The organism is Rhodococcus sp. NPDC057014 (assembly GCF_042673295.1).
GTDB lineage: Bacteria > Actinomycetota > Actinomycetes > Mycobacteriales > Mycobacteriaceae > Rhodococcus_F.
Genome location: NZ_JBHUSF010000305.1, coordinates 1 through 11083, shown reverse-complemented (window position 1 = coordinate 11083; position 11083 = coordinate 1). Strand labels below are relative to the sequence as shown.

Annotated in this window: 11 protein-coding genes and 1 pseudogene; 8 read left to right on the top strand and 4 right to left on the bottom strand. The window is 68.6% G+C overall.

The window, feature by feature from the left end:
• The 3 genes from ACFTZB_RS36790 to aztD all read left to right on the top strand — a co-directional run.
• On the top strand, positions 1-1038 hold a 1038-nt coding region (locus tag ACFTZB_RS36790; RefSeq protein ID WP_378439483.1), incomplete at its 5' end, for an ABC transporter.
• A gap of 5 nt (positions 1039-1043) precedes the next feature.
• Positions 1044-1955 (top strand): zinc ABC transporter substrate-binding protein AztC, encoded by a 912-nt coding sequence (gene aztC / locus ACFTZB_RS36785; RefSeq protein WP_378439481.1) that lies wholly within the window; start codon positions 1044-1046, stop codon positions 1953-1955.
• 76 nt (positions 1956-2031) lie between these two features.
• Positions 2032-3219, top strand: a complete 1188-nt coding sequence (gene aztD, locus ACFTZB_RS36780) for a zinc metallochaperone AztD (RefSeq protein ID WP_378439479.1) — start codon at positions 2032-2034, stop codon at positions 3217-3219.
• A 9-nt stretch (positions 3220-3228) separates the two neighbouring features.
• Here the strand turns inward: aztD and ACFTZB_RS36775 are convergent, their stop codons facing one another.
• From ACFTZB_RS36775 to ACFTZB_RS36765, 3 genes are read right to left on the bottom strand one after another with little or no spacing between them, the layout of a single operon-like run.
• Entirely contained in the window at positions 3229-3648 is a 420-nt protein-coding gene (locus ACFTZB_RS36775; RefSeq protein ID WP_072947993.1) for a carboxymuconolactone decarboxylase family protein, read from the bottom strand.
• Between the two features lie 43 nt (positions 3649-3691).
• Positions 3692-5215 carry an NAD-dependent epimerase/dehydratase family protein gene (locus ACFTZB_RS36770; protein WP_378439476.1) on the bottom strand — a complete coding sequence of 508 codons (1524 nt, stop codon included), beginning with the start codon at positions 5213-5215 and terminating at the stop codon, positions 3692-3694.
• Positions 5215-6447, bottom strand: coding sequence for an aminotransferase class I/II-fold pyridoxal phosphate-dependent enzyme (locus ACFTZB_RS36765; RefSeq protein WP_378439474.1), 1233 nt, complete (start codon positions 6445-6447; stop codon positions 5215-5217). The genes ACFTZB_RS36770 and ACFTZB_RS36765 overlap by 1 nt, the downstream gene beginning before the upstream one ends.
• A gap of 184 nt (positions 6448-6631) precedes the next feature.
• Between ACFTZB_RS36765 and ACFTZB_RS36760 the strand changes: the two genes are divergently transcribed.
• Both ACFTZB_RS36760 and ACFTZB_RS36755 read left to right on the top strand, forming a co-directional pair.
• Positions 6632-7747, top strand: a complete 1116-nt coding sequence (locus ACFTZB_RS36760; RefSeq protein WP_378439472.1) for an acyl-CoA dehydrogenase family protein — start codon at positions 6632-6634, stop codon at positions 7745-7747.
• Positions 7748-7824: 77 nt separating this feature from the next.
• The gene (locus tag ACFTZB_RS36755; protein ID WP_378439470.1) at positions 7825-8181 is read left to right on the top strand and encodes an MmcQ/YjbR family DNA-binding protein; all 357 of its coding nucleotides are present in this window, start codon (positions 7825-7827) and stop codon (positions 8179-8181) included.
• Positions 8182-8190: 9 nt separating this feature from the next.
• Here the strand turns inward: ACFTZB_RS36755 and ACFTZB_RS36750 are convergent, their stop codons facing one another.
• Entirely contained in the window at positions 8191-9054 is an 864-nt protein-coding gene (locus ACFTZB_RS36750; protein WP_072947984.1) for a LysR family transcriptional regulator, read from the bottom strand.
• 170 nt (positions 9055-9224) lie between these two features.
• Here ACFTZB_RS36750 and ACFTZB_RS36745 point away from each other — a divergent pair, with 170 nt between their 5' ends.
• The 3 genes and pseudogenes from ACFTZB_RS36745 to ACFTZB_RS36735 all read left to right on the top strand — a co-directional run.
• On the top strand, positions 9225-10076 hold the full coding sequence (locus ACFTZB_RS36745) for a sugar phosphate isomerase/epimerase family protein (protein WP_378439467.1): 852 nt from the start codon (positions 9225-9227) through the stop codon (positions 10074-10076).
• A gap of 30 nt (positions 10077-10106) precedes the next feature.
• Entirely contained in the window at positions 10107-10877 is a 771-nt protein-coding gene (locus tag ACFTZB_RS36740) for an SDR family NAD(P)-dependent oxidoreductase (protein WP_378439465.1), read from the top strand.
• Between the two features lie 65 nt (positions 10878-10942).
• A pseudogene (locus ACFTZB_RS36735) lies at positions 10943-11083 on the top strand (MFS transporter); the annotation flags it as partial.

The window sequence follows — 11083 nt, the reverse complement described above, 5'->3', positions numbered from 1 at the left end:
GCCGAGGCCCTTCGTTCGTTCGAATTCGACAACCCGGTCCGGCTGACGACGGTGAAGGACCGCTACGCGTTCGCCGTCGACGGCACCGGCGGCGCCGTGCACGTCGTGGACGCCGGCGCCTGGACCATCGACCACGGGGACCACACCCACTCGTACACGAAGGACCCGGTCGAACTCGGCGTTCTCGAGGGCGACGGCCCCGGGCACGTGATCGAGGGCGACGACAAGGTCGCGACGTTCTTCGACGGAGACGGCGTCGCCCGCGTGATCGACTTCGCCGCGCTCCGCAAGGACAGCATCGACGTCGGCACCGTCGCCCGGGCCGACGCCCCGCACCACGGGGTCGCCCTGCCGATCGCCGACGGATTCGTGGTCTCGCACTCGGCCGCGACCGGAACCGGCACGCTCGAATTCCACACCGCAGACGGTGCGGTTCCGCAGCGCTTCGACACCGCCTGCCCGAACCTGAACGGCGCGGCCGTATCCGACACCCAGGTGCTGGGCGCGTGCGAGGACGGACTGCTCCTCGCGACCGCCGGCGACGGCACCTGGACGTCGGAGAAGGTTGCGTACCCGGCGGGCATCGGCGCCGCCACCCGTCCCACCGCGCTCCGCGGACACGACGGCCTGCCGCTTCACGTCGCCACCGCGGGGCCGGCCGCCACCAACGACGGACTGCTGGTGTTCGATGCGCGCACCCGCGGGTGGACGCACGTCCGGACCCCGGACCGGGCGCTGGACGTCGCGCTCGCCGGCGACGGACGCTCGGTGTTCGCCGTCCTCGCCGACGGCACCTTCCGCGTGTACGACGCGCAGTCCGGCACGGAGACCGCGTCGTCCCGCGTCCTGGCACACCCCTACGACCCGAGCGGGGCGGCCGCGACCCCACCGGTGATCGTCGTCGGCGGCACCCGAGCCTACGTGTCGGATCCCGCGTCGAAGTCGGTGGCCGAGATCGACTTCCGGGACAATGCCCGGGTCGCGCGCACCCTCGACGTCGGCGTCGCGGCGTCCACCCTCGGCGTGGTCGGACTGTGAAGAGGATGCGGCGCCTGCTGCCGCTGGCCCTGCTGACCACACTCGCTGCGCTGCCGGTGACCGCGTGCACGCACGGCTCGTCCGACGGGCCCGTCGTCGTGGTGACCACGAACATTCTGGGCGACGTGGCGCAGAACGTCGTCGGCGACCGGGCCGACGTGACGGTGCTGATGCCGAGAGGCGCCGATCCCCATTCGTTCGAGATCTCCGCCTCGGATGCCGCGCGGGTGGAACGCGCCGACCTCCTCGTGTCGAACGGGCTCGGCCTCGAGGAGGGAATCGGCAAGACCGTCGACACGGCGCGCGCGGAGGGAGTTCCGATCCTGCAGATCGGTGAGGCGGTGCGGCCGATCGAGTATCGCTCCGGAAAGTCCTCGGGCACCATGGATCCGCACGTCTGGACCGATCCGGACCGCATGCGGGACGCGGTCGCCCTGATCCGCGACGCGGTGATCGAACACGTGCCGGACATCGACGCGAATGCCGTCCGCACGAACGCGGACGGCTACGCCCGGGAACTCGCGGAACTCACCGCCCGCATGACCGACAGGTTCGCGACCATCCCGCCCGATCGACGCAAACTGGTGACCAATCATCACGTGTTCGGCTATCTGGCACAGCGTTTCGGCTTCGACACGATCGGGGCGGTGATCCCCAGCGGGACCACCCTGGCGTCGCCCAGCGCGTCGGACCTGTCGGACCTGGCCACGACCGTCACGGCTGCGAGGGTGCCCGCGATCTTCGTCGACTCCTCCCAGCCCGATCGACTCGCACAGGTGCTGGCGTCGGAGGCACGCGTTCCGGTGGACGTGGTCTCGCTGTTCACGGAATCGCTGGGTGAACCCGGCTCGGGGGCCGGCACGTACATCGAAATGATGGATTCCAATTCCCTGGCGATCGCGCAGGGGTTGTCGTAGTCGATGCATCGCCACATGCACACTTACGACTTTGACAACCGTTTGCAAAAAGGGTTACTTCTCATGGGTGACCCTTATGCGTAGACCCCGACCCACCACCGTTGCCGCCGTGGCACTCTCGGCGGCACTTCTCACGTCCTGCTCCACCGACTCCGGCACGGCCGAAGCGACCACCACCGACGCGGCCACGCCACGACTGACACTGAGCTACGACGGCGGGGTGCTCGTCCTCGACGCGCAGAGCCTCGACGTGGTCGGTACGGCCGAGGTGGACGGCTTCACCCGGCTCAACCCCGCCGGCGACGACCGGCACGTGCTGATCAGCACCGGCAACAGCTTCACCGCCCTCGACACCGGAACCTGGACCGACGGCGACAGCCACTACACCGCCGCACCCGCACTCACCGACGTCGCGTTCGAGGCGAAGACGCCCGGGCACGTGGTCCGGCACGACGGCAAAACCGTGCTGTTCGACGACGGCACCGGACTGGTGCGCGTGTTCGACCCGGCCGCACTCGCCCAGGGCGCCCCGGACACCACCGAGTTCACGACCCCGGAAGCGCACCACGGTGTGGCCGTGGAACTCTCCGACGGCAGCCTGCTCACCACCGTCGGCAACGAGGACGAGCGCACCGGCATCGTCGTCCTCGACCGCGACCGCAAGGAGATCGCGCGCAACGAGGACTGCCCCGGCGTGCACGGGGAGGCCGTCGCCGCCGACGAGACGGTGGTCGTGGGATGCCAGAACGGCCTGCTGATCTACCGGGACGGCGTCATCACGAAGGTGACGAGCCCCGACCCCTACGGGCGCATCGGCAACCAGGCCGGCGACGAGAACTCCCCGATCCTGCTGGGCGACTACAAGACCGACCCGGACGCCGAACTCGAACGCCCCGAACGGGTCTCCCTCACCGACACCGCCACGGGACAGCTCACCCTCGTCGACCTGGGCACCAGCTACACGTTCCGGTCACTCGGGCGCGCCCCGCACGGTGAGGCCCTCGTACTCGGCACCGACGGCGCCCTGCACGTGATCGACCCGAACACCAAGGCCGTGAGCCGCACCGTCGACGTCCTCGATCCGTGGACCGAGCCGGACCAGTGGCAGTCGCCGCGTCCCGCGCTGTACGTGCAGGACCACACGGCCTACGTGACCGATCCCGCGAACAAGAAGATCCACACGATCGACCTCGACACCTGGACCATGTCCGGGCAGGCTGATCTGCCGGAGACCCCGAACGAGATCACCGGTGTGACAGGCTGAGCCGGGTCGTCAGTCCTGGGATTCGAGCGGTCCCAGTTCCGCGTCGAGCGCCTCCTGCACCACGGCCATCGCCGACAGACCGGCGGGGGCCCCGCAGTAGGCGCTCGCGTGGATCACCGCTTCGACGATCTCGGTGCGGGTCAGACCGTTGCGCAGCGCACCCCGCACGTGGCCCTTCAGCTCACCGTGCGCCCGCAACGCGATGAGCATTCCGAGGTTGAGGAGGCTGCGGCTGCGACGGTCCAGCCCCGGCCGATTCCACACGGCGTCCCACACGTGCTCGGTGACGAATTCCTGCAACTGCTCGCTGTCGGTCCCCGCGGTCCGGGTGAGCGCCCTCTCGACGAAATCGGGACCCATCACCTCACGCCGCACCGTCAGACCCGCTTCGACGGCCGGGCTCCGCTTGCCGGGTTCTTCACTGGTCATGGGTTCACTCCTGTTCACAGCGTCCGCGTGTTCAGGGGTCACTCTACGAGTCGACCCGATCGGAGTGGACGACCGAGGTGACGCCGCGGGCGGAGTACGCGTGCGGGAGGTGCTCGAGCCCACCCTCGTACCGCAGTCGGCTCGGCAGGAGTCCGTCGGTGGGGTTGACGATCACGCGAGTCCGCGATCCGGCGACCCACGACCGCCACCGTCCGGGCCGCGACACGGGCGGGGTCGCGTCGCCCACCCTGACCCCGTGCGGCGTGCCGCCGAACCGGATCCGCGCATACCCGAGCGCGACGGCCAGGGCGTCGTGCACCCCGGCCGCCGTCGCAAGACCGCGCTTGCCGGTGCTGAGCCCGTGCCCGGGGAGGTCCGCGACGACGACGTTCACGCCGTTCTCCGCCAACTCCACGGCGAGCGGAGTGAGATACCGCGCGTGGAGTCCGGGCGGCGCGGGCAGCACCACGGTGGCTGCGCCGCCCGACCGGGCCGCGTGGACCTCGGTGTGCACGGCTCCGGTGGCCGCGGGAATCTGGACATGCTCGAGGCCGCGGCCGTCGACACCGACGAATTCGGACGCCGGCTCCAGCGCCGCCTCGCAGGCGATGCGGCGTTCCAGGGCATCCTCTCTGCGCAACAGGGGTTTCCCCTGCAGCAGGATCATGACGGCCGCCGCCTCCCGGGCCGTCAGCGAGGGCGTCCAGCCCGTCGCCTCGGTGAGCCGCGTCGAATCGACGACGGTCTCGCCCGCGGTCACCCACTGACCGGAGAACGCGGTGATGCCGAGTCGGAACAGGACGTTCGCCGCCACGACCGCCGGTCGCTCGGGCACGTCGAACATCCACTGTCCCTGCATTGCCGCGAGTTCGCGGACCCCCACCCAGTCCTTCGGACCGAGGTTGAACGGTCCCACCAGGTCCTGCTTCACCGCGCGATGGAACGCGTCGGCCATGTCCCGCTGGTGCAGAAACTGATATGCCGCTTCGTCGGCGTGTGGGAACGCGCCGACCGGACCGGTGAGCTGGTCGATGCCGTCGTTGGAGAAGTCGGGTCCGATGATGTAGGTGGGGCGCAGCATCGAGATCGCCATCTCCCCCGGATGGCGGCGCAGCCACCACTCGGCGTAGTGCTCGACCTCCGCCTTGTCGTGGAAGTAGTACCGGTCGGGATCCCCTGCGGGATAGACGTCTTCGGTCACCGGCTTCGGGCGCAGTTCCGGTCCGTACGCGTTGATGCTCGACGCGATCACGACGCGGAGCACCCCGGCCCGGTAGGCGGAGTCGACGACGTTGCGCGAACCCCTCAGGTTGATGTCGTGGGTGACCGCCTTGTCCCGGATCTCCTCCACCACGAACGCCAGGTGGACGACGGCCTCACAGCCGCGGAACACGTCCTCGATGCCCGGGTCGCGAATGTCCATGCGGACGAACTCGAGTTTCGGATGGTCGATCGGCAGTTCCCGCCTGCCGAGACCGATCACCGTGTCGATGTCCGGATCGTCCAGCAGCACGGGCAGGATCGCGGCGCCGAAATCGCTCGTCGCCCCGGTGACCGCCACCTTCATCAGGCCGCGGCTTTCGTGACGGTCTCGGAGATCACGTCCACCGCCCGCCGCAACTGGGCGTCGGTGTGGGTGGCCATGACGCACAGCCGGAGCATCGCACCCGACCGCGGAACCGCCGGATAGAGTGCGGCACTGGTGAACACCCCCCGGTCGAACAGCGTGCGCCAGAGGCTCATCGCCTCGAGGTCGTCGCCGACGTGGACGGACACGATGGGCGTCACCGTCTCACCGCCGCCGGGAAGTGGAGACAGCGCACCCACGTCGAGTCCGTTGTCCGCCAGACCGGACCGCAGGACGGCGGCGTTGTCCAACGCCCGCCGTGCGCGTTGCTCTCCCTCCTCGCTGCGGATCAGCCGCACCGCGGCGAGGGACGCTCCCACCGCGGCGGGAACGCCGGACGTCGTGAAGAGGAACGCGCGGGCATTCACCCGCAGCGAGTCGAGGAGATCGCGGGATCCGGCGATGAATCCTCCTGTGGAGCTGGGGCTCTTGGACAGCGACGCCATCCGGATGTCGGTGTGGCCGTCGATGCCGAGCAGTTCGGCGGCACCGGTCCGCTGCTCACCGAAGACGCCGAGACTGTGCGCCTCGTCCACCATCAGGGCCGCGCCGTACCGGTCGCAGAGTTCGGAGACCGCGCCGAGCGGGGCGAGATCACCCTCCATCGAATACAACCCGTCCACGATCACCAGCACCGCGCCGTCGTCATCGGCCGTTTCCCCGAGAATGGACTCCAGGTGGGCGACGTCGTTGTGACGGAACTTGCGGATCGTCGCGCCGGACAGGGCACAACCGTCCCGGATCGACGCGTGGGCGGCGGAGTCGACGGCAACGACGTCGCCCGCGCCGACAACGGCACTGATCGTGCCGAGGTTCGTTTGATAGCCGGTGGTGAAGACCATCGCGTCCTCGGTGCCGTGCCATTCGGCGATCTCCGACTCGAGGTCGAGGTGCAGGTCCATGGTGCCGTTCAGCAGCCGGCTTCCGGTGATCGCGCCGCCGAACGTGTCGAGGGCGTCCTGCGCGCCCTGACGGATGGCGGGGTGATCGGCGAGACCGAGATAGTTGTTGGAACCGAGCATGATCCGGTCGGCGCCCTCCACCTGGACGACGGGGGCGGTGGCGGACTCCATCACCCGGAAGTAGGGACTCACGTCGGACTCGCGAACTGCCCGGAGCAGATCCACCCGGTCGTCGCCACCCAGCCTCTGGATCAATCTGTTCACAACCATCGATACGAACCTCCTCGCGGTGTGCATGATCGGGATTACTCCGTAGATTCGGAGCGGTGGCCGATGCGGTTTGGTGGCGCCGACCAAACCCGATTACGCCTCGCTCCGAATGCCCTATGGATATCCCTGTTCCATGGATGTTTCGGGGAATCCGGAATTTCCGCGAACACATTCGAGGAGTGTCATGACCGCATTGATGGCCCGCGAACACGCAGCGTTGCAGTCCTACCTGCCCGATCTCGCCGCCTATCTGGACGAGACGCCACTGCTCGCGCTGGAAGGCAGAGACAGCGGGGCGATCGGGCGCTTCCGGGACGCGGGCGGCACGGCGCTGACCATCCCGAAGGAATCCGGTGGGCTGGGCGCCTCCGCGCTGGATTCCGTTCGGGTCCAGCGGGCCATCGGCAGCAGGTCTCCCTCGCTCGGCGCCGCCACCACGATGCATCACCTGTCGCTCGCCACCCTCAACGAGTTCGCGCAGGAGGCCACGGACGACGACCGCGCGCTGATCAGGAGCCTCGTCGAACAGCGTGCCGTCGTCGCCTCCGGCTTCTCCGAGGGCGTCACCGGTGGCAGCGTGTTCATCCCCACCATGACTGCCAGGAAGAAGGGCTCGAGCTACATCGTCAACGGCAGCAAGAAGCCGTGCAGTCTGTCGGGGTCGATGGACCTGCTCACCGCGAGCGTCGAGGTCGACACCGGCGAGAGGGCGATCGCGCTGATCCCCGCCACCACACCGGGGATCACGGTGCGGCCGTTCTGGGAGAGCTGGATCCTCGCCGGTGCCGAAAGCGACGAGGTACACCTCGAGGACGTCGAGATACCCGCCGACCTCGTCCTCCTCAACGGTGCCGACGACCCGGACGGGCAACACGAGATGACCGGATATCTGTGGTTCGGGATGCTCGTCACCGCCAACTACCTGGGTGCGGCGAGCGCACTGCTCGAACGACTGCTGGCCGCAGGCAAGGACGACTACGAGGGTTATGTGCGCGCCGCCGCCGACATCGAGAACGCCATGGGCGCCGTCGAGAACATCGCCCGCGCGGTGGACGAGGGCGAACGCGGACAGGACATCTCGGTCCGTCTCCTCCTCTCGCGCATCGCGATTCGCGACGCGCTGGTCCGCGCGTCGGCGGCGGCCGTCGAATCGCTCGGCGGGATCGCGTTCATCAAGTCCTCCGACATCGGTTACCTCACCGCCGCCGTGCACGCGTTCGCCTTCCATCCGCCGTCGCGGCGGTCGGTCTCCGAATCGCTCGCCAAGTTCCACGCCGGGGACGAGTTCGCCTTCGTCTGAGCGTGCCGCGGTCCGGGCTGTCGGTGATCGGCGCTATAAAGGTCTGCGAACCACCGACCGCCGGATCAGGAGCTGTGATGCCCACCGAACACGACGTGCGCGCGATGATGCTGGCATTGCCGGAGGCGCACGAGGTGGTGATCGCGAACTGGGGCGACCAACCGACGTTCCGGGTGCGCAAGAAGATGTTCGGCCTCGTCGGGTACGGCGCCCCCACCGTCTGCCTCAAGGCGACGAAGGAAACGCAGGCCGCGCTGCTGCAGGAGGATCCCGACGTGTTCCTGGTCGCACCGTTCTTCGGGCGGTGGGGCTGGATCGACGTCGTCCTCGACCGCGTCGACTCCGAAGAACTGGCCGAACTCGTCGAGGAGGCGTGGCGTCTCACCGCCCCGAAACGGGTCGTGGCGGCGTACGACGCGGGGCGGCAGAGCTGACAGGGACTTTCAGGACATGATGGCCGTGGTCACGTCGCTGACCACGGCCCTCGTGTGCCGCTGACAGACCAGCCAGGTCGTCATCGCCAGCGGTAACTCGGTCAACGGGTGCCAGGGCCACCCCGGCATCTGTTTCTGCGCCGTGTACCGGCTCACCAGGACGGCGTCCGCTTTCGCCGCGGCCGCACCGGCGAGCGCGTGCTCGACGAACTGCGCGAACTGCCAGTACGGCCGGATACCGGCCTCCACCGCCGCGCTCATCAACCCGTCCTGCTGGGTGGGGACCTGGTCGCGGCTGTGGACGAGTACCCGCAGCCCGTCGAGGTCGCGCAGCGAACAGGACGCCGCCGACGCCAGGGCGTGACCGGGGCGCACGGCGAGACCGAACGGTTCTTCGCGGAGCTTCCACGAGGAGCAGTCGCTGGGCGGCGCCTGGTGCACCATGCACAGGTCGAGCCGCCCCTCACGAAGCATGCGCAGTTGGTTCGTGCTGTTCGCCTCGACGAGTTGCAGCGCGCACCCCGGCACCTCCTCGTCGAGGCGGCCGACCAGGTTCACGAGCCATTCGCTGGAGGTACCGGGTGGGACGCCGATGGTGACGACTTCCCGGATCTTGGTCGCACCCGACACCACCTCCTGCGTCGAGGCCTCGAGCGCCAGCAGCTGCCGCGCGTGCTGGAGGAGGGCATCGCCCGCGGCGGTCGGGGTGGCTCCGCGTGCCGTTCTGTCGAACAGGGACTGCCCCAGCTCCCGTTCCAGCGCCTGCACCTGCCGGCTGAGCGACGGTTGCGAGATCCGCAACCGGTCGGCGGCGCGGTTGAACGATCCTTCCTCGGCTATAGCCAGGAAGTAATGAAGATGGCGAAACTCCACGGTCGGTTTCCTCCAGTGCCGTCGTTCGACCAGGATACGACACCGGTTATGCCTTCAGGGCATAGCCGATGTGCTCAACAGGGCTTGGACAAGGGCTGTGATGGCGGTCTCTAATGGAATGCAGTCGAGGACGAACGCCCTCCGAAGCCCCACTCACCCGTAGGAGACCGATGAAGCTCGGGATCTATTCCGCATGCCTGCCGTCCCTGTCCCCGGCCGAAGCGATCGACGCGGCGGCCGGGGCGGGCTACGCAGGCATCGAATGGCGCGTCGCACACGACATCGGCAACTCCGGCACCCCGCACTTCCTCACCAACAATCGCTGCACCGTCGCTCCCGAGCCTCGCGCGGTCTCCGACATCTGCACGCGCACCCGGGCCGCGGAGTTGAAGGTCGTCGCACTCAGCCCGTACGTCGAGTGCGGTGACGTCGCCGGCGTCGAGGACATGATGCGGATCGCCCGGGACAATACGGTTCCGAGCGTCCGGCTACGCGCGCCGTGGATGGACGACAGCGGTTTCCACCGGCTGTTCGCCGACGCACGGGAGTTCTTCGACCACGTCGCGACCCTGGCCGCGCGGTACGACGTGCAGGCCCTGCTCGAGATCCATCAGCGTTCCCTCTGCCCCAGCGTCTCACTGGCCCATCAGCTCATCGGCCACCTGCCACCCGACCGGGTGGGAGTGATCTACGACGTCGGGAATCTGGTGGTGGAAGGGTACGAAGACCACCGCATGGCCCTGCAGATTCTCGGCGACCACCTCGCCCACGTCCACGTCAAGAACGCCCAGTACGTCCGGCCGGCCGGGGGCGGGGTGTGGACCCACCGGTGGTCACCCATGGACGACGGCGTCGCCGACATCCCCCGGGTTCTCGGCCTCCTCGACGAGGCCGGCTACCGCGGGTGGGTGTCCGTCGAAGACTTCAGCGACTCCCGGCCCGTTCACGAGCGGCTGCACTTCAACGCCGAGTTCCTGCGGCAGCACGCCGACTTCGAAACCCCTCTGACGCACTCACTCTGAAACCACCCACCACATATCGACAGGACCATCATGAACGAGCTTCACCGTTTCCCGCTCTCCGTCGTGACGGGAGGCGCAGGCGCCCTCGGCTCGGCGATCAGCCGCCGATTCGCCCGGGGCGGAGACACCGTCATCCTCCTCGACAACAACGCGGAGGCCGTGCAGACCGTCGCCCGGCAACTGTCCGAGGAGACCGGTGCGCAGGTCCACGGCTGGGTGGCCGACATCTCCGACGAGGAATCGATCCGCCTCGCCGTCAAGCGAATCGACGAAGAGTTCGGCCGGCTGGACCGACTGGTCAACAACGCGGCCGTCAACCCGCGGGCACGACTCGGAGACGTCGACGACACCGAATGGGACACTGCGATGGCGGTGAACCTCCGCGGTCCGATGTCGCTGTGCCGCTCCGCCATCCCGATCTGGACTCGCACCGGAACCGGGCGGGTCGTCAACATCACCTCCCGCACCTGGTTGAGCGGCGGGCCCACCGCCTACGTCACGTCCAAGGCCGGCGTCGTCGGTCTCACCCGTTCGCTGGCAGTCGAACTCGGACCGCTCGGCGTGACCGCCAATGCCGTCGCCCCCAGCATGGTCGTCACACCGTTCACGAAGGGCGGTCGCACGGACGAGGAGTTCGCTCTCTTCGTCGACAAGCACACCAGGATGTCGCCCCTCGGCCGTCTCGCGACAGCAGACGACATCGTCGACGCCGTCGAATTCCTCGCCTCCGACAAGGCCCGCTTCGTCTCGGGCGAAGTCCTGCACGTCTGTGGCGGAGCCCAACTCGCCGCCGCGCCGTGACCGGCCCCGCCACCACCCCGCCGCCTCACCCATCCCCGGGTGACACAGCCGAAGGACCACTTCCGATGCCCCCTTCTGAACGTCCCCTCGTCGCGGAACCGACACCGCACCCCAGCAAGAAGATGGCCCGCCGGGCCGCACTGGGGAGTTTCCTCGGCAGCGTCGTCGAATACTACGACTTCTTCGTCTACGGCACCGCCGCCGCC

What these genes read in the sequence shown, in the direction of transcription:
- aztC (WP_378439481.1), top strand. Translation starts at nt 1,044, where the DNA reads ATGCGGCGCCTGCTGCCGCTGGCCCTGCTGACCACACTCGCTGCGCTG.
- aztD (WP_378439479.1), top strand. Translation starts at nt 2,032, where the DNA reads ATGCGTAGACCCCGACCCACCACCGTTGCCGCCGTGGCACTCTCGGCG.
- ACFTZB_RS36775 (WP_072947993.1), bottom strand. Translation starts at nt 3,648, where the DNA reads ATGACCAGTGAAGAACCCGGCAAGCGGAGCCCGGCCGTCGAAGCGGGT.
- ACFTZB_RS36770 (WP_378439476.1), bottom strand. Translation starts at nt 5,215, where the DNA reads ATGAAGGTGGCGGTCACCGGGGCGACGAGCGATTTCGGCGCCGCGATC.
- ACFTZB_RS36765 (WP_378439474.1), bottom strand. Translation starts at nt 6,447, where the DNA reads ATGGTTGTGAACAGATTGATCCAGAGGCTGGGTGGCGACGACCGGGTG.
- ACFTZB_RS36760 (WP_378439472.1), top strand. Translation starts at nt 6,632, where the DNA reads ATGACCGCATTGATGGCCCGCGAACACGCAGCGTTGCAGTCCTACCTG.
- ACFTZB_RS36755 (WP_378439470.1), top strand. Translation starts at nt 7,825, where the DNA reads ATGCCCACCGAACACGACGTGCGCGCGATGATGCTGGCATTGCCGGAG.
- ACFTZB_RS36745 (WP_378439467.1), top strand. Translation starts at nt 9,225, where the DNA reads ATGAAGCTCGGGATCTATTCCGCATGCCTGCCGTCCCTGTCCCCGGCC.
- ACFTZB_RS36740 (WP_378439465.1), top strand. Translation starts at nt 10,107, where the DNA reads ATGAACGAGCTTCACCGTTTCCCGCTCTCCGTCGTGACGGGAGGCGCA.